General features: G+C 73.6%; 12 protein-coding genes and 1 pseudogene. 3 read left to right on the top strand and 10 right to left on the bottom strand.

Translation table 11 applies throughout. The features are described 5' to 3' along the window. Positions 1-19: 19 nt before the first annotated feature. Positions 20-820, top strand: coding sequence for a DUF3097 domain-containing protein (locus ACFWU6_RS24525; protein WP_383983049.1), 801 nt, complete (start codon positions 20-22; stop codon positions 818-820). A gap of 73 nt (positions 821-893) precedes the next feature. Here ACFWU6_RS24525 and hemW read toward each other — a convergent pair whose 3' ends face one another. The 3 genes from hemW to lepA all read right to left on the bottom strand — a co-directional run bounded on the left by hemW (position 894) and on the right by lepA (position 6,320). Then, a complete protein-coding gene (gene hemW, locus ACFWU6_RS24520; RefSeq protein WP_383803845.1) occupies positions 894-2,126 on the bottom strand; it encodes a radical SAM family heme chaperone HemW in 1,233 nt (410 codons plus the stop codon). A gap of 206 nt (positions 2,127-2,332) precedes the next feature. After that, positions 2,333-4,228, bottom strand: coding sequence for an AMP-dependent synthetase/ligase (locus tag ACFWU6_RS24515; protein ID WP_383803847.1), 1,896 nt, complete (start codon positions 4,226-4,228; stop codon positions 2,333-2,335). Positions 4,229-4,454: 226 nt separating this feature from the next. Beyond that, on the bottom strand, positions 4,455-6,320 hold the full coding sequence (gene lepA, locus ACFWU6_RS24510; protein ID WP_383803849.1) for a translation elongation factor 4: 1,866 nt from the start codon (positions 6,318-6,320) through the stop codon (positions 4,455-4,457). A gap of 282 nt (positions 6,321-6,602) precedes the next feature. Here lepA and rpsT point away from each other — a divergent pair, with 282 nt between their 5' ends. Beyond that, positions 6,603-6,869 carry a 30S ribosomal protein S20 gene (rpsT, locus tag ACFWU6_RS24505; protein WP_383803851.1) on the top strand — a complete coding sequence of 89 codons (267 nt, stop codon included), beginning with the start codon at positions 6,603-6,605 and terminating at the stop codon, positions 6,867-6,869. 219 nt (positions 6,870-7,088) lie between these two features. Here rpsT and holA read toward each other — a convergent pair whose 3' ends face one another. Then, positions 7,089-8,087: a DNA polymerase III subunit delta gene (gene holA, locus ACFWU6_RS24500; protein ID WP_383803853.1), complete on the bottom strand. Its 999-nt coding sequence runs from the start codon at positions 8,085-8,087 to the stop codon at positions 7,089-7,091. A 61-nt stretch (positions 8,088-8,148) separates the two neighbouring features. Between holA and ACFWU6_RS24495 the strand changes: the two genes are divergently transcribed. Next, entirely contained in the window at positions 8,149-8,391 is a 243-nt protein-coding gene (locus tag ACFWU6_RS24495) for a hypothetical protein (RefSeq protein ID WP_383803855.1), read from the top strand. Between the two features lie 108 nt (positions 8,392-8,499). On the opposite strand, the gene ACFWU6_RS24490 is transcribed toward ACFWU6_RS24495, so the two are convergent. The 6 genes and pseudogenes from ACFWU6_RS24490 to leuS form a co-directional block, all read right to left on the bottom strand. After that, a complete protein-coding gene (locus tag ACFWU6_RS24490; protein WP_383803857.1) occupies positions 8,500-9,381 on the bottom strand; it encodes a YceI family protein in 882 nt (293 codons plus the stop codon). 136 nt (positions 9,382-9,517) lie between these two features. Further along, positions 9,518-11,887 (bottom strand): annotated as a pseudogene (locus ACFWU6_RS24485) (ComEC/Rec2 family competence protein); the annotation flags it as partial. Further along, positions 11,884-13,107 (bottom strand): helix-hairpin-helix domain-containing protein, encoded by a 1,224-nt coding sequence (locus ACFWU6_RS24480; RefSeq protein WP_383983047.1) that lies wholly within the window; start codon positions 13,105-13,107, stop codon positions 11,884-11,886. The pseudogene ACFWU6_RS24485 and the gene ACFWU6_RS24480, both read right to left, overlap by 4 nt. Positions 13,108-13,205: 98 nt before the next feature. Continuing rightward, entirely contained in the window at positions 13,206-14,051 is an 846-nt protein-coding gene (locus ACFWU6_RS24475) for a DegV family protein (RefSeq protein ID WP_383811122.1), read from the bottom strand. A gap of 111 nt (positions 14,052-14,162) precedes the next feature. Then, a complete protein-coding gene (locus tag ACFWU6_RS24470) occupies positions 14,163-14,921 on the bottom strand; it encodes a hypothetical protein (RefSeq protein ID WP_383983046.1) in 759 nt (252 codons plus the stop codon). 153 nt (positions 14,922-15,074) lie between these two features. After that, positions 15,075-17,948: a leucine--tRNA ligase gene (gene leuS / locus ACFWU6_RS24465; protein WP_383983044.1), complete on the bottom strand. Its 2,874-nt coding sequence runs from the start codon at positions 17,946-17,948 to the stop codon at positions 15,075-15,077. Positions 17,949-18,274: the final 326 nt, after the last annotated feature.

Here is an 18,274-nt window from a genome sequence, read left to right as displayed (position 1 = left end):
CTCTCCTAGTGTCGGCCGGATGCGCGAGTACTCCCCCGACCTGACCCCGCAGTGGAAGCGCCCCCGGGCCGTGCCGGAGGTGGCGGCCGAGCCCGACCTGGTGGTCGAGGTGGCCGGTACGGACTTCTGCGGTGCGGTGGTGGGCTGCGAGGCGGGCACGGTCACCCTGGAGGACCGCTTCGGCAAGCGCCGGGTGTTCCCCATGGAGCCCGCCGCCTTCCTGCTCGACGGCGCGGTGGTCACGCTGGTCCGCCCGGCCCGGGGCCCGGCGGCCCCCTCCCGTACGGCGTCCGGGTCGATCGCCGTGCCGGGGGCGCGCGCCCGGGTGGCGCGGGCGGGCCGGATCTACGTCGAGGGCCGGCACGACGCCGAGCTGGTGGAGCGGGTCTGGGGCGACGACCTGCGGATCGAGGGCGTGGTGGTGGAGTACCTGGAGGGCATCGACGACCTCCCGGCCGTCGTGGCGCAGTTCGGTCCGGCCCCGGACGCGCGGCTGGGCATCCTGGTGGACCACTTGGTGCCGGGGTCGAAGGAGTCCCGCATCGCGGCCTCGGTGACCTCCCCGCACGTCCTGATCGCGGGCCACCCGTACGTGGACGTCTGGCAGGCGGTGAAGCCGTCCGCGCTGGGCATCGGCGCCTGGCCGGTGGTGCCGCGCGGGCAGGACTGGAAGACGGGTGTCTGCCGGGCGCTGGGCTGGCCGGAGAACACCGGCGCCGCCTGGCAGCACATCCTGTCGCGGGTGACCTCGTACAAGGACCTCGAGCCGACGCTGCTGGGCCGCGTCGAGGAACTGATCGACTTCGTGACGGCCCCCTAGGCCCTGTCGTCCACGCCGGAACCGCGCCGCGGGGGCCCGGTCGGCCGACCGGGTCCCGCGCCGCGGGGCGCGGTCAGTCGACCAGGTCCCGCACCACGGCGTCGGCCAGGAGCCGCCCGCGCAGGGTGAGGACCGCGCTCCCGGCCTCGTACGGAACGGGCTCCAGCAGGCCGTCGGCCAGGGCGCGGCGGGACGCCGCCAGGCCCGCCGGGGCCAGCAGCGACAGCGGGCAGCCCTCCAGCAGCCGCAGCTCCAGCAGGATGCGCTCCACGCGCCGGTCCTCCGCCGAGAGCAGTTCGCGCCCGGCGCCCGGGGACCGGCCCCCGGCCAGGGCGGCGGCGTAGGCGCCGGGGTGCTTCACGTTCCACCAGCGGACCCCGCCGACGTGCGAGTGCGCTCCGGGCCCCGCTCCCCACCAGTCGGCCCCGCGCCAGTACAGCTCGTTGTGCAGGCAGCGCCCGGCCTCGGTGGTGGCCCAGTTCGACACCTCGTACCAGTGGTAGCCGGCCTGGGCCATGACCTCGTCGGCGATCAGGTACCGGTCGGCGTGGACGTCGTCGTCCGTCATCGGGACCTCACCGCGGCGGATCCGCCGGGCGAGCTGCGTCCCCTCCTCCACGATCAGCGCGTAGGCGCTGACGTGATCGGGGCCGGCTCCGATGGCCGCCGACAGGGACGCGCGCCAGTCGTCGTCGCTCTCGCCGGGGGTCCCGTAGATCAGGTCGAGGTTGACGTGCTCGAAGCCGGCCGCACGCGCCTCCGCGACGCAGGCCTCGGGGCGCCCGGGCGTGTGCGTGCGGTCGAGCACCTTCAGGACGTGCTGCCTGGCGCTCTGCATGCCGAAGGAGACCCGGTTGAAGCCGCCTGCGCGCAGCTCCGCGAGGTACTGCGGGTTCACCGACTCCGGGTTGGCCTCGGTGGTGATCTCGGCGTCCTCGGCCAGGCCGAACTCGTCCCGGACGGCGGCGAGCATCCGGACGAGGTCCGCGGCGGGGAGCAGGGTGGGGGTGCCGCCGCCCACGAACACGGTCCGCACCGCGCGGGGGTCGTCGCCGAGGACCTTGCGGGCGAGGCGGACCTCGTCGATCAGGGTGTCGGCGTAGTTCTCCCGGGAGGCGAGCACGCCGCCGGTACCCCGCAGCTCGGTGGCCGTGTAGGTGTTGAAGTCGCAGTATCCGCAGCGCGTGGCGCAGTACGGCACGTGCAGGTAGAAGCCGAGCGGCCGCTCGCCGGCGCCCGCCAGGGCGTGCGACGGCAGCGAGCCGTCTTCGGGCATGGGTTCACCGTCGGGCAGTGCGGAAGGCATGCCCCCATTGTCCCGCACCCGCCGCACCGCCCGGCCCCGCGTGCGTCCGGTCCCGGCTGCGTCACGTCGGGCCCCGCCGGCGTTCGGGGCGCGGGGTCCGGGACGGAGCCACGGCCGACGGCTCGCGGGCGACGCCCGGGGCCGCCGGGAAAGGCCGGGTCCGCGGGGCGGGCCACCGCCCCGCCCCGCACAGCCCGCGGCGGGCGCTACACCTCGCGGGAGCCCTCGTACATCTCCTCGATCAGGTGCTTGAACTCACGCTCGACCACCGGCCGCTTCAGCTTCAGGCTCGGCGTGAGGTCGCCGTGCTCCACGTCCAGGTCCCGGGGCAGCAGCCGGAACTTCTTGACCGTCTGCCAGCGCTGCAGGCCCTCGTTGAGGGTCTGGACGTACGTCTCGATCAGCCGCGTGGTCTCCGGAGCGGCCACGACCTCGGCGTACGTCTTGCCCTCCAGCCCGTTCTCGGCGGCCCAGCCCAGGATCGCCGGGCCGTCCAGCGCGATCAGCGCCGAGCAGAAGTTCCGGTCCGCGCCGTGCACCACGATGCTCGACACGTACGGGCAGATCGCCTTGAACTGCCCCTCGACCTCGGCGGGGGCGACGTACTTGCCGCCCGAGGTCTTGATCAGGTCCTTCTTGCGGTCGGTGATCCGCAGGTAGCCGTCGGCCGACAGCTCGCCGATGTCCCCGGTGTGCAGCCAGCCGTCCGCCTCCAGGACCTCGGCGGTCTTGTCCGGCAGCCCGTGGTAGCCCTCCATGATGCCGGGGCCGCGGAGCAGGATCTCGCCGTCGTCGGCGATCCGGACCTCGGTGCCGGGGAGCGGCTTGCCGACCGTGCCGGTGCGGTAGGCCTCGCCCGGGTTGACGAAGGAGGCGGCGCTGGACTCCGTGAGGCCGTAGCCCTCCAGGATGTGGATGCCCGCGCCGGCGAAGAAGTAGCCGATGTCGGGTGCCAGGGCGGCGGAGCCGGAGACGGCGGCGCGCAGCTTGCCCCCGAAGGCCTCGCGGAGCTTGGAGTAGACGAGCGCGTCGGCGATCTTGTGCTTGGTGGTGAGGCCGAAGGGAGCCGTGGCGTTGCCGGTGCGCCGGAAGTTGTCCTGCGTGACCTTGGCGTATTCGCGGGCCACGTCCACCGCCCACCGGAAGATCTTGTACTTGGCCCCGCCGCCGGCGCGGGCCTTGGCGGCGACCCCGTTGTAGACCTTCTCGAAGATGCGCGGGACGGCCGCCATGTAGGTCGGCTGCACGATCGGCAGGTTCTCGATGATCTTGTCGATGCGGCCGTCGACGGCGGTGACGTGCCCGACCTCGATCTGCCCGGAGGTGAGCACCTTGCCGAAGACGTGGGCGAGCGGCAGCCACAGGTACTGGACGTCGTCCTTGGTGATCAGGCCGGTCGCCACCGTCGCCTTGGCCATGTACGACCAGTTGTCGTGCGGCAGCCGTACGCCCTTGGGGCGGCCCGTGGTCCCGGAGGTGTAGATGAGGGTGGCGAGCTGGTCGGCGGTGATCGCCGCGATGCGCTCCCTGACCGCCTCGGGGTTCTTGGCGAGGTGCTCCGCACCGCGCCTCTCCAGCTCGGCGAGGGAGATCACCCAGTCTTCCGGGTCCCCCTCGACCGCCACGGCGTCGGCGGTCTCCACGACCACGACGTGCGCCAGTTCGGGCAGGTCGGCGCGGTGCGCGCGGGCCTTGGCCAGCTGCTTGGCGTCCTCGGCGATCAGCACCCGGCTCGCGGAGTCCGCGAGGATGTACGCCGACTCCTCCGCGTTGGTGCTCGGGTAGACCGTGGTGGTCGCGGCGCCGGCGCACATCACGCCGAGGTCGGCGAGGATCCACTCGACCCGGGTGTTGGAGGCGAGCGCGACGCGGTCCTCCGCCCGCAGGCCGAGGGTGATCAGGCCGGCGGCGATGGAGAAGACTCGCTCGGCCGCCTGGCCCCAGCTGAGCGACTTCCAGTCGTCGGGGGCGTCGGGGCCGGCGCCGGCCGCGGGCACGGGGAACCGGTATGCCTCCGCGTGGGGCGTGGCGGCGACGCGCTCAAGGAAGAGGGCCGCCACGGTGGGCGGACGGTTCTCGATCAAGGTCTGTGTGTCGCTCACGACATCCTCCGGACCGGTCCACGCGGCAGTGCGTGGGGGTGGGGCGCTTGGGGGGCGCTTGGGACTGGCGGGGTTTGAGGCGCGCCGGTTAGTGACTGGCGGGTAACCATCGAGCAGTGATCAGACTAGAGGCCGTCCGGCCGGTGCGTAAGGGCTCGCAAGCGGCCGGTTCATAACGAAAGGAGCCCCCACGCCTGCGCGTGGGGGCTCCGTTCCGTACCGGTCGCTACTTCTTCTTGCCGCTGGACTCGTCGCTGGACAGGACGGCGATGAAGGCCTCCTGCGGGACCTCGACCGAGCCGACCATCTTCATCCGCTTCTTGCCCTCCTTCTGCTTCTCCAGCAGCTTCCGCTTGCGGGAGATGTCACCGCCGTAGCACTTGGCGAGGACGTCCTTGCGGATGGCGCGGATCGTCTCGCGGGCGATGACGCGGGAGCCGATCGCGGCCTGGATCGGGATCTCGAAGGCCTGGCGCGGGATGAGCTCGCGCAGCTTGGCGACCAGGCGCACCCCGTAGGCGTAGGCCGCGTCCTTGTGCGTGACGGCGGAGAAGGCGTCCACCTTGTCGCCGTGCAGCAGGATGTCGACCTTGACCAGGCCGGAGGCCTGCTCGCCGGTGGGCTCGTAGTCCAGGGAGGCGTAACCGCGCGTCTTGGACTTCAGCTGGTCGAAGAAGTCGAAGACGATCTCCGCGAGCGGGAGGGTGTAGCGGATCTCGACCCGGTCCTCGGAGAGGTAGTCCATCCCGAGGAGGGTGCCGCGGCGCTGCTGGCAGAGTTCCATGATCGCGCCGATGAACTCGGAGGGCGCGAGCAGGGTGGCCCGTACGACCGGCTCGAACACGTCCGAGATCTTGCCCTCGGGGAACTCGCTCGGGTTGGTGACGGTGACCTCCTTGCCGTCCTCCAGGACGACGCGGTAGACCACGTTGGGCGCGGTGGCGATCAGGTCGAGGCCGAACTCGCGCTCCAGGCGCTCGCGCACCACGTCCAGGTGGAGCAGGCCGAGGAAGCCGACGCGGAAGCCGAAGCCCAGCGCCGCCGAGGTCTCCGGCTCGTAGACGAGCGCCGCGTCGTTGAGCTGGAGCTTGTCCAGGGCCTCGCGCAGGTCCGGGTACTCCGAGCCGTCGAGCGGGTACAGGCCCGAGAAGACCATGGGGCGCGGGTCCTTGTAGCCGCCGAGGGCCTCGGTCGCGCCGTTGTGCAGGCTGGTGATGGTGTCACCGACCTTGGACTGGCGGACGTCCTTCACGCCGGTGATGATGTAGCCCACCTCGCCGACGCCGATGCCGTCGGAGGGGGTCATCTCCGGGGAGGAGACACCGATCTCCAGCAGCTCGTGCGTGGCGCCCGTGGACATCATCCGGATGCGCTCGCGCTTGTTCAGCTGGCCGTCGACCACACGCACGTACGTCACGACGCCGCGGTACGAGTCGTAGACCGAGTCGAAGATCATCGCGCGGGCGGGGGCGTCCTTGACGCCGACCGGGGCCGGGACGGTGGCCACGATCTTGTCCAGCAGCGCGTCCACGCCCAGACCGGTCTTGGCGGAGACGCGCAGCACGTCCTCCGGCTGGCAGCCGACGAGGTTCGCGAGCTCCTCGGCGAACTTCTCCGGCTGGGCCGCCGGCAGGTCGATCTTGTTCAGGACCGGGACGATCGCGAGGTCCTTCTCCATCGCCAGGTACAGGTTGGCGAGGGTCTGCGCCTCGATGCCCTGGGCGGCGTCCACGAGGAGGACGGTGCCCTCGCACGCGGCGAGGGAGCGCGAGACCTCGTAGGTGAAGTCGACGTGCCCGGGGGTGTCGATCATGTTGAGGACGTGGGTGGTGCCCTTGTCCCCGCCCTCCGTGGGCGCCCAGGGCAGACGGACCGCCTGGGACTTGATCGTGATGCCGCGCTCACGCTCGATGTCCATGCGGTCGAGGTACTGGGCGCGCATCTGCCGCTGGTCCACCACACCGGTGAGCTGGAGCATCCGGTCGGCGAGGGTCGACTTGCCGTGGTCGATGTGCGCGATGATGCAGAAGTTGCGGATCAGCGCCGGGTCGGTACGGCTCGGCTCGGGCACGTGGCTGGGGATCGCGGGCACGCAGTGTCCTGATTCTCGGGTCGCAGTCGGAAGCGTTTGCGGAGCGTCGGTCTCAGCGGCAGTCCGGCTCCCGCCGCTCGCGGCGGGGTGACACGGATCTGTACGCAGACTCCCATGGTCCCATGGACGGGGCAGTGCGCTCGGTTTGGGCCGCCCGGAGCGTGCCTGGTAGCCTGAGCAGCTGTGTCTCGTCTGCCTTCTCCATCGGGGTCCCCCCGGGACGGAGTCTGCGGGAGGGGCGCAATCCGAAGAACAAAACTCTGAACCTGAAAAGGCTCTTTCGTGGCGAACATCAAGTCCCAGATCAAGCGGAACAAGACGAACGAGAAGGCGCGCCTGCGCAACAAGGCCGTCAAGTCCTCGCTCAAGACCGCGATCCGCAAGGCCCGCGAGGCCGTCGTCGCCGGTGACGCCGAGAAGGCCACCGCGGCTTCCCGTGACGCCGCCCGTGCGCTCGACAAGGCTGTCTCGAAGGGTGTCATCCACAAGAACGCCGCCGCCAACAAGAAGTCGGCGCTGGCCACCAAGGTTGCCTCCCTGCAGGGCTGAGCCCTCGATGTGAATCGCCGGTAAGGACCCAGCGGGCCCTCTCTCCCGCTCCGGACCGGCACCCCGCGCCGCACGCGGCCTGCGTTCGCCACGCGGGTGCGGCGCACACGAGCAGCGCACAGCGGTGCTCGGCAGAACTCGGCAGTACGACGAAGGCCCCGGCCTCCGCCCTCCCCAGGGCGGCGACCGGGGCCTTCGTCCTACCCGGGCGGGCTCCGCTCAGCGGGCGGATCGCTGCGGGCGGGCAGCGCGGGCCACCGCGACCACGGCCTTCTCCAGGGCGTACTCCGGGTCGTCGCCGCCGCCCTTGACACCCGCGTCGGCCGCGGCCACGGCGCGCAGGGCGTCGGAGACCCCGTCGGCCGACCAGCCCCGCATCTGCTGGCGGACCCGGTCGATCTTCCAGGGCGGCATCCCGAGGTCCCGGGCGAGGTCCCCGGGACGGGCCCCGCGCGGAGCCGAGGCCAGCTTGCCGATGGCCCGGACCGCCTGGGCCAGCGCGCTGGTGATCAGCACGGGGGCCACGCCGGTGGACAGGGACCAGCGCAGGGCTTCGAGGGCCTCCGCCGCGCGCCCCTCGACGGCCCGGTCGGCCACCGTGAAGCTGGAGGCCTCGGCCCGGCCCGTGTAGTACCGGCCGACCACGGCCTCGTCGATGGTGCCCTCGACGTCCGCGCACAACTGCGCGGCGGCGCTCGCCAGCTCCCGCAGATCGCTGCCGATCGCGTCCACCAGGGTCTGGCAGGCCTCGGGCGTGGCGGACCGGCCGAGCGTGCGGAACTCGCCCCGGACGAAGGACAGCCGGTCCGCGGCCTTGGTCATCTTCGGGCAGGCGACCTCGCGGGCCCCGGCCTTGCGCGCCGCGTCGAGCAGGCCCTTGCCCTTGACCCCGCCGGCGTGGAGCAGGACGACGGTGATCTCCTCGAAGGGCGAGGCGAGGTACGCCTTGACCTCCTTGACCGTGTCCGCGGACAGGTCCTGCGCGTTGCGCACGATCAGCACCTTGCGCTCGGAGAAGAGCGAGGGGCTCGTCAGCTCGGCCAGCGTGCCGGGCTGGAGCTGTTCCGGCGCGAGGTCGCGCACGTCCGTGTCGGCGTCCGCGGCGCGGGCGGCCACCACGACCTCCCGTACGGCGCGGTCGAGCAGCAGGTCCTCCTGCCCCACCGCGAGGGTGAGCGGGGCGAGGAGGTCGTCGGTGGAATTCTTCCTGGTGGCCATCGGCTCCAGCATCCCACGCCGCACCGACAGTCCCCGGCGCCGCGTGCCCGAGAATGGTCGCGTGAACGTGCGACATGTACTCGTCCTGCCCGACCGCGACACCGCCGAGGAGGTGGCTCAGGAGGCCGCCGACCGTTTCGGCCTGCCCGAGGAGCCGCAGCTGGTCCGCGACGCCCTGGCCGGCGAGGACGACGCCGAGGACGCCCAGTGGCTGGTGGTGGTCGAGGACCCGCGCGAACGCCTCGACCCCGCGGTGCTGGACGCCCTCGCCGCCGAGTACGAAGGCTGGCTGGAAGCCCCTTGACCTGGCGGGAGGCCCCCTGACCCCTTCCGCTCCCCGCCCCCGGCGGTCCGGGGAACGGGAGGCCGAGCGGGAGGGGCGCGGGGCAGTCGCGGAAGGGGCGCCGGCTCGTCAGGCCTTGTGGACGATCTGGACGTCCAGCGTCACGTCCACGTTCGAGCCGATCGCCGCGATCCCGTGCGCCAGCATCGACTGCCAGTTCAGCGTGAAGTCCTCGCGGTGCAGCTCGGCGGTGGCCCGGCAGGCGGCCCTCGGCTCCCCCTCCAGGCCCGTGCCCAACCCCAGGTACTGGGTGTCCAGGGTGACGGAGCGGCTGACGCCGTGCATGGTCAGGGCCCCGGCGACGGCCCAGCGGCTGCCGCTGCGGTGGATGAAGCGCTCGCTGTAGAACTCCACCGTGGGGAAGCGGGCCGCGTCCAGGAAGTCCGCGGACCTCAGGTGGTCGTCGCGCCTGCGCATGCCCGTGTCGATGCTCCCCGTGTCGATGATCACGTGCATGGAGGAGTCCTCCATGCGCTCGGCGATCCGCACCCCGCCGGCGAAGGTGGTGAACCGGCCGCGAATCCGGGCGAAGCCGATGTGGCGGGCCGAGAAGCCGATCGAGGAGTGCGTGGGGTCGAGCTCCCAGTGGCCGGGCTGGGGCAGCAGCGGCGGCTCCACCGCGTCGAGGACGATCTCCGCCGTGCCGGGCTGCGCCGGGTCCCCCACGAGCGTCGCCCCGTGGAACGGCGCGTACCCCTCGGCGGTGACCGAGAGCCGGTACTCCCCCTCCGGCACCGCCGCCGTGAACCCGCCGTACGGGTCGGTTTCCCCGCTGACGACGTGTCGGCCGATCGGGTCGGTCACCTCGAACGCGGCCAGCCGGACGGGCTGGTGGACCGTGTCGAGAACCCGACAGCTGAGCAGACGTGCCGTCGGCGGCAGCGTCAGTGTCGCGGAAGTGTGCGGACTGGAACTTCCGACCGTCTCGATCCCACGTCGGCGACCGAACATGGCTGATGCACCCCCGTGCTGTGTGGACTTGTACCGCTATGGCGAAGACGCATTCGATCATGCTGTCGGGTTGTGGGCAAACAGAACGGTCGCGCCCGGTATGCCCGCGCCGGTTCCGACGCCGGTTGGCCGGGAATGCCCGCAGGTGCGGACCCGCTCCGGTGACGGCGATCGAACCGTCGGTGTCGGTGCGCAGCACGGTCGCCCCCGACGCCCGTAGCTGCGTGAGCGTACCCGGTGCGGGGTGCCCGTAGCGGTTGTCCGCGCCGACCGGCACGATCGCGAACCGCGGCCGGACCCTGGCGAGCAGCTCGGGGGCCTGGTGCGCCGAGCCGTGGTGGGCGACCTTGAGGACGTCCACCGGGCCCAGGTCCGGATGCGCCCTCAAGAGGGCCTGCTGCGCCGGGGGTTCGAGGTCTCCCAGCAGGAGGATGGTCAGACCCGCTCCGCGCACCAGCAGGGCCACGCTCGCGTCGTTGGGCCCCTCGGGCGGCGGCCCCGCCGGCGGCCACAGCACCTGCCACTCCAGCGGCCCGGCCCGGCGCCGCTCCCCGGCCGACACCGGTACGACGGGCACCCCCGCGCCCGCCGCGGCCCGGCGGACGGAGTGCGCCTGTCCCGGCGGCTCTTCCAGGGTGGTGGTCTGAATCACACCCACGGACCGGCCCCGCAGGACTCCCGCCAGTCCGCCCACGTGGTCGGCGTGGAAGTGCGTCAGCAGGAGCAGCGGCACCCTGTGGACGCCCAGCGCGCGCAGGCACGCGTCCACCGGGCCGGGCTCCGGGCCGGTGTCCACGACCACGGCCTCGCCCGGCGCCAGGGCCAGTACGGCTGCGTCCCCCTGGCCCACGGCGCACTGGACGTGGCTCCAGCCGGGCGGCGGCCAGCCCGTGAGCGTACGGGTCGCCTGCGGCGGCCGCAGTACCGCGAAGAGCAGCAGCGCGGCCAGGACGGGGCAGAACCATCGCCGACGGCCGAGCCGTGCGCCGAGGCCGACAGCGGCCAGGGTGGCGGCGGCCAGCAGCACGCCGCCGGTGAGTCCGCCGGGCCAGGGCAGCTCCGCGCCCGGCAGCGCCGCCCCGCCCCGGGCCACGGCGGCGATCCACCCGGCCGGCACTCCCGCACATCGGGCCAGCAGCTCCGCGGCGGGCATCCACACCGGGGCCGCGGCGAGCGCCGCGAAGCCGAGGACGGTCGCCGGGCCCGCGGCGAGCTCGGCCAGCAGGTTGCACGGCACCGCCACGAGGCTGACCCGGGCCGCGAGGACGGCGACCACGGGGGCGCACACCGCCTGGGCGGCCGCGGCGGCCCCGAGCGCCTCGGCGAGCCGGGGCCCCACCCCGCGGTTCCGCAGCGCCCCGCTCCACCGCGGGGCGAGGGTCAGCAGAGCGCCGGTGGCCAGGACGGAGAGCAGGAAGCCGTAGCTGCGGGCCAGCCACGGGTCGTAGAGCACGAGCAGCAGCACGGCGGCGGCCAGGGCCGGGATCAGGGACCGGCGCCGCCCGGTGGCGAGGGCGGTCAGCGTGACCGCGCCGCAGGCCGCGGCCCGCAGCACGCTCGGCTCCGGCCGGCACACCACCACGAACGCCAGGGTCAGCGCCGCCCCGCCCAGGGCGGTCGCCCGCAGCGACAGCCCGAGGACGGGCGCGAGCCCACGGCGCTCGGCGCGTTGCGCGCGGGACGGCGGCCCGATGAGCAGGAACAGCACCACGGTCAGGTTGGACCCGGAGACGGCCAGCAGGTGCAGCAGGTCGGTGGCGCGGAACGCCTCGTGCAGATCGGGCGGCACCCTGGAGGTGTCCCCGACGACCAGGCCGGGCAGCAGGGCCCTGGCGTCCGGGGCGAGCCCCTCGGTGGCCCGGCGCAGCCCGGCGCGCAGCCGGCCCGCGATCCGCTGGACGGCGTCGGGGCCGCCGGTCACCCGGGGCGGGGCGTTCCCGGCCGGGCGCAGCAGCGCCACGGCCCGTTCCCCGCTCCGGGCCGGGGACAGCCGGCCGACCACCTCGATCCGGGTCGAGGGCAGCAGCCCGGCCCAGCCCCGGTGTCCCGCCAGCACCCGCACCGGTGTCCGGACCCGGTGGCGCGCTCCGTCGGGCCCGGTCACCCGGGTCACGACCGCGTCCAGTGCCACCAGGGGCGGCCCGTTCCCGGTGCGGGGGACCCGGGGGTCGGAGCCGACGGTGATCTCGGCGAGGACGCGGGTGTGCCCGTGCGCGAGCCCCACGACCGGGCCGGCCCGCGCCTCGGCCCGCTGAAGCCCCGCCACACCCGCCCCCGCGGCCGCGCACAGCAGGGCGGCCGCGGCCGCGGCGGCGAGCCGCCACCGCGCTCCCGGTAGCCGGCACCCGGCCAGGAGCAGCAGCCCGGCGCCGGCGACCCCCAGGCCCGCCCCGACGGCGGTCCAGGCGCCGGGGACGTCCAGGGCGAGGGCGGCCGCCCCCCAGGCCGCCAGGGCCGGGACGGCGAGCCGCAGGTCCACCGGCCCCGGTCCCTCTGGGCGGTTCACGGCCGCACCAGCGGGCGCAGGTCGGCGAAGCGGCGCTCGCCGATGCCGTTGACCTGGCGGAGCTCCTCCACGGAGCGGAAGCCGCCCCGGGCGGTGCGGAAGTCCACGATGTGCCGCGCCAGTACCGGGCCGACCCCCGGCAGCCCGTCCAACTGCTCCACGGTGGCGGACCCGAGGCTGAGCGGGCCGGGGCCTGGCCCGGCCCCGCCCGGCGGCGGCTGCGCCTGGGGCGGTACGGGAACGCCCACCAGTACCTGCTCGCCGTCCACCAGCACCCGGGCGCGGTTGAGCCCGGTGGTGTCCGCCCCCGGCCGCACTCCCCCGGCGGCGGCCAGCGCGTCCTCCACCCGCGACCCGGCGGGCAGCCTCCGCACACCCGGCTCCCGTACCTTGCCGCCGACATCGACGACGATCCGGGCACCCCCCGGCCCGGTGGCGCCGGGTCCGGGGGAGGACAGGGCAGCGGAGGACAGGGGGGTCAGGGACCGGCCGGTCCCGGCCTCGGCGGCCGCACCCACCGCGTGAGCCGCCGCCGGGACCGGCGCGGAAGCGGGCGCGATCACCGCGGGGGCCGTCACCGGCTGCGGACCGGCCGACCGGTACTGCTGCACGGCGAAGCCGACAGCCACGGCGAGCACCACGGCGACGGCGCCCACCGTGCGCGGCTCCACCGCACAGCGGACCTGGAGCCACACCGGCAGCCGCTCCCGCACCGCCGACCTCAGGGCGCCCGCGACGGGCCGCCCGACCTCCCCGTCGGGCTGCGACGCCGCCCCCGGCCCGAGCCCCGGCGCACGGTCGGCCCCCGCATCCTCGCGCGGCAGCGGCGCCGGCTCCGCACGGGGCCGCGTGAGCGCGCCGGCCCCCGGCCCGAGCCCCGCCGCACGGTCGGCCCCCGCGCCGTCCTGCGGCGGCGGCGCCGGCTCCGCACCGGGCCGCGGGCGGGCCCGCGTGAGCGCGCCGGGCCTTCGCACGGGCGGCGCCGGCTCCGCCCCGGGCGGCGCCTGCGGGCCCGCCCCGGGCGGGCTGCTGCTGCCGAGCAGCGCTTCGGCCCGGCGCCGCACCGCCCCCGGGTCGGGGCCCGGGCGGGCCGCACGGCGGCCGAGGCCACCACGGTGCCGCATCCGGCCGTCGGAGCGGCGGGGACGGCCCGGCCCGCTGGTGGCAGCGGAGGGAAGAGGGGTCTGCGTACGGGTTCGCGGTCGCGTTCGGAGAGTCATGACACGACCGTAGGGGCCCGCCCCCACGACCGTTCGGACGCTTCAATTCCGGTGGAAGAAAGCCCTCTTGTGGATAACCTTGCCACTCGTTCCGGTGATCAGCGGGGTGAGACGACGGCCGCCAACAACCCCGGCCCGGTGTGTGCCCCGATCACCGCGCCGACCTCGCTGACGTGCAGCTCGACCAGGCCCGGGATGCGCTCGCGCAGCCGCTGCGCGAGCCTCTCGGCCCGCTCGGGGGCAGCCAGGTGGTGCACCGCCACGTCGACGTCGGCCGATCCGGCCCGTTCGACGGCCAGCTCCTCCAGGCGGGCGATGGCCTTGGAGGCCGTACGCACCTTCTCCAGCATCTCGATCCGCCCGCCGTCCAGCGTCAGCAGCGGCTTCACCGAGAGCGCCGAGCCGAGCAGGGCCTGCGCGGCCCCGATCCGGCCGCCGCGGCGCAGGTAGTCGAGGGTGTCGACGTAGAAGTACGCCGACATGTCCGCCGCCCGCTTCTCCGCTGCGGCCACGGCCTCGTCCAGGGACCCGCCCGCCTCGGCCGCCTCGGCGGCGGCGAGGGCGCAGAAGCCGAGCGCCATCGCGACCATGCCGGTGTCGACGACCCGGACCGGCACGGGGGCGGTGCGGGCGGCGACCACGGCGGAGTCGTAGGTCCCGGAGAACTCCGCGGACAGGTGCAGGCTGACGATGCCGGTCGCACCGGCCTCCGCGGCCGCGCGGTAGGCCCGGACGAACTCCTCCGGCCCGGGGCGCGAGGTGGTGACCGACCGCCGCTTCTGGAGCGCCAGCGCGAGGCTGCGCGCTGAGATCTCGGTGCCCTCCTCCAGTGCCTCGTCGCCGAGCACCACGGTAAGCGGGACGGAGGTGATTCCGTGCCGCGCCATGGCCGAGGGGGGCAGGTAGGCCGTGGAATCGGTGACGATGGCGACATGGCGGGACATGAGCCGGAGGTTACCGCCCGTGGGCGCTGCGCGGCAGCCCGGGCCCCGGCTCGGCTCCTCGCTCAGGCCCCGGCTGGGGTCCCGACGGCAGTCCGCCCTCCCGCCGCGGGCTCAGGTCGTGCTCTCCGGCCGACGCGTCTTCTGCCACGGGTGGGGCGTCGCCGGAGCGGCCGGGTCCAGGGCCGCGCGCCCCGCCTCGGAGCCCCGCCCGCCAGCGGTCGGCCCCGCGCCCCGGGCGGTCGGGCCGGGGCTCTGCGCCGCCGGCCCCTTGGCCTGCGCGGCGTCCCACGCCGCGGCCGCCGCGGCCAGCTCGTCCACGGATTCGCGCGACCAGTCCCGCAGGGCGCCCGACTCCATCTCGATCTCCGCCGACAGCAACGTCAGGTCGTCGGCGGCGAAGCGGCGGGCCCGGTCACGCACCGCCCACCGCAGCGAGTCCGCGGCCTGCGTGATCCGCGCCGCGCGCTCCCGCAGGTCGGGCAGGCCGTCGGCGATCCGCTTGCGGTCCGGCTCCTGCTCCAGCCGCTTGAGCTCGTCGTCCAACTCGTGCCCGTGCGCGCTCAGCCGCTCGAAGAGGCTGATCGACTCCTTCAACGAGGCGTCCGCCTGGACCCCCTGGTACAGCGCCTGCTGCGTGGAGCGCATCGACGTCCGCAGGTCGAGCCGCAGCTGCGCCAGCGCGCCGCTCACCCCGACCTGCCCCAGGCTCTTCGCCCGCAGCGTCGTGTCCTCGACCGTCCGCCGGGCCTGTGTGATCGTCCGGTCCACACCGCGCTTCGCGGCCCCCACCACCTTGGCGGTCACGTAGACGCCCAGGCCCAGGAAGGCGAAAAGCACCACCAGCGCGAAGATGATCAACGCGGCGTCCATGAGGTTCCTCTCCCCGGCCCATTCGGTCTCCTCCACCGTAAACGCCACGGGCAGGCCAGGGGTTCCCATCGAACCCCCAACCTGCCCGTACGGGAATACCCCTAGACCGTGGCGCGGCCCGGTCAGATCACAGTCAGTCCCGGTCAGTCCGTTTCAGATGACGATGTTCACCAGCTTCGGCGCGCGCACGATCACCTTGCGGACCTCCGCTCCACCCAGCGCCGCGACGACGCCGGCATCGGTGACCGCCAGCTTCTCCAGATCGGCCTCGGAGATCGTCGGCGGCACCTCCAGCCGGGCCTTGACCTTGCCCTTGACCTGCACGACACACGTCACGGTCTCGTCCACCACGTACGCCGGGTCCGCGACCGGGAAGTCCTGGTGGACCACCGAGTCGGTGTGGCCCAGCCGGTGCCACAGCTCCTCCGCGATGTGCGGCGCCAGCGGGGCGATCAGCAGCACCAGCTGCTCCGCGACCGGGCGCTCCAGCGGGCGGCCCGCCTTCGTCAGCGCGTTGTTCAGCTCGGTGATCTTCGCGATGGCGGTGTTGAAGCGCAGGGCGGCGAGGTCCGCGCCGGCCCCGTCGATCGCCTTGTGCAGCGCGCGCAGGGTGTCCTCGGCGGGCTCGGCGTCGACGACCGTCACCGCGCCCGTCTCCTCGTCGACGATGTTGCGCCACAGCCGCTGCAGCAGCCGGTACTGGCCGACGACGGCTCGGGTGTCCCACGGACGCGAGACGTCGAGGGGGCCCATCGCCATCTCGTACAGGCGCAGGGTGTCCGCGCCGTACTCCTCGCAGATCTCGTCCGGGGTGACGGCGTTCTTCAGGGACTTGCCCATCTTGCCCAGCTCGCGCTTGACCGGCTCGCCCTCGAAGTAGAACCTGCCGTCCCGCTCCTCGACGTCGGTGGCCGAGACCGGGAAGCCGCGCTCGTCGCGGTAGACGAACGCCTGGATCATGCCCTGGTTGTACAGCTTGTGGAACGGCTCCACCGAGGAGACGTGGCCCAGGTCGAAGAGCACCTTCGACCAGAACCGCGCGTACAGCAGGTGCAGCACCGCGTGCTCGGCGCCGCCCACGTACAGGTCGACGCCGCCGTGCGGCTGCCCCTCGCGCGGCCCCATCCAGTACTGCTCGATCTCCGGGTCCACCAGCGCCGACGCGTTGTGCGGGTCCAGGTAGCGCAGCTCGTACCAGCAGGAGCCGGCCCAGTTCGGCATGGTGTTCGTCTCGCGCCGGTAGCGCTTGACGCCCTCGCCGCGGCCCAGGTCCAGCTCGACCTCGACCCAGTCCGCCTTGCGCGACAGCGGGGTCTCCGGCAGCGACAGCGCGTCGTCCGGCTCGAAGGTGCGCGGCGAGTAGTCCTCGACCTCCGGCAGCTCCAGCGGCAGCATCGACTCGGGCAGCGGGTGGGCGACGCCGTCCTCGTCGTAGACGATCGGGAAGGGCTCGCCCCAGTACCGCTGGCGGCTGAACAGCCAGTCGCGCAGGCGGAAGTTGACGGTGCCCTCGCCGATGCCGCGCTCGGCCAGCCACTCGGTGATCAGCGCCTTGGCCTCGACCACGCCCAGACCGTCGAGCGCGATGCCGTCGCCCGTCGAGTCGACCAGCTTCGCGTCGTACGAACTGAACGCGTCGTCCCACTCCGCGGGGTCGGTGCCGCGCCCGTCCGAGGGCTGCACGACGCAGCGCATCGGCAGCTCGAAGGCGCGCGCGAAGGCGAAGTCGCGGCTGTCGTGCGCCGGGACGGCCATGATCGCGCCGGTGCCGTAGCCCATCAGCACGTAGTCGGCGATGAAGACGGGGACCTGCGCGCCGCTGACCGGGTTCGTCGCGTACGCGCCGGTGAAGACGCCGGTCTTCTCCTTGGCGTCCGCCTGCCGCTCGACGTCCGACTTCGACGCGGCCTGCTTGCGGTAGGCGTTCACGGCCTCGGCCGGGGTGGCGTGGCCGCCGGTCCACACGGGGTGGGTGCCTTCGGGCCAGGCGGCCGGGACGATGGCGGAGACCAGCTCGTGCTCGGGCGCGAGCACCATGTAGGTGGCGCCGAACAGCGTGTCCTGGCGGGTGGTGAAGACGGTGATCGCGCCGGCGCCGTCGACCGGGAAGTCGACGCGCGCACCCTCGCTGCGGCCGATCCAGTTCCGCTGCTGCAGCTTGATGGCCTCGGGCCAGTCCAGCGCGTCCAGGTCGTCCAGCAGCCGGTCGGCGTATGCGGTGATGCGCATGTTCCACTGGCTCAGCTTGGCCTTGAACACCGGGAAGTTGCCGCGCTCGGACCGGCCGTCCGCGGTGACCTCCTCGTTGGCCAGTACGGTGCCCAGCCCCGGGCACCAGTTCACCGGCGCGTCCGAGGAGTACGCCAGCCGGAAGTTGTTCAGCACATCGGCCCGCTCGCCCGCGCTCAGAGCCGCCCAGTCGCGGCCGCCCGGGACTTCACGGGAGCCGTCCTCGAAGGCGGCGACCAGCTCGGCGATCGGCCGGGCCTTGGCGGCCCCCGCGTCGTACCAGGAGTTGTAGATCTGCAGGAAGATCCACTGCGTCCACTTGTAGTAGTCCGGGTCGATCGTCGCGAAGGAACGGCGCTTGTCGTGGCCCAGCCCCAGTCGGCGCAGCTGGACCTTCATGTTCTCGATGTTCGCCTCGGTCGACACCCTCGGGTGCGTGCCGGTCTGGACGGCGTACTGCTCGGCCGGCAGGCCGAAGGCGTCGAAGCCCAGGGTGTGCAGGACGTTGTGCCCGGTCATCCGCTGGTGGCGGGCGAAGACATCGGTGGCGATGTACCCGAGCGGGTGGCCCACGTGCAGCCCCGCGCCGGACGGGTACGGGAACATGTCCATGATGAACTTCTTGGGCTTGGCGACGACCGCGGGGTCCCCCGCCAGGTCACCGGTCGGGTTCGGGGCCTCGTAGGTGCCCTGCTCGTCCCAGACGTCCTGCCAGCGTGCCTCGATGTCGGCGGCCATGGCAGCCGTGTAGCGGTGCGCCTCGGCCGCCTCGGGGGCCGGGGTGTTCGTCTCGCTCATGATTCTGAAGCTCCATCGATCGTCTCTGCCGTCTCTGCCTGCCCAAACGAAAAAACCCCTCGCACAGGAGGGGACGCCGCGCCGATGCCGACCGTCTCGAAGGGGTCGGTACTGATCAGCGCGGCTCGGTAAGCAGAAGGCGTACGGCACGCATGGCGTCAGGGTACCGCAGCGCCCCCGGCACCCGCTCGGACCGACCGCCTGCCGGACCGCGGGGCCGGTACGACGAGAAGCGGGGCCCCCCAACCCCGGGGGCCGGGGGGTGGCGTTGGGGGGAAGGGGAATTTTAAACCATAACACCAGGAAGACCAGCAAGCGCGCAAACA

Origin of the sequence: Streptomyces sp. NPDC058674 (assembly GCF_042716505.1) — a bacterium.
In the GTDB taxonomy this organism is placed as follows: domain Bacteria; phylum Actinomycetota; class Actinomycetes; order Streptomycetales; family Streptomycetaceae; genus Streptomyces.
The sequence above is the reverse complement of the archived record's forward strand: the minus strand, read 5'-3'. Positions and strand labels throughout refer to the sequence as shown.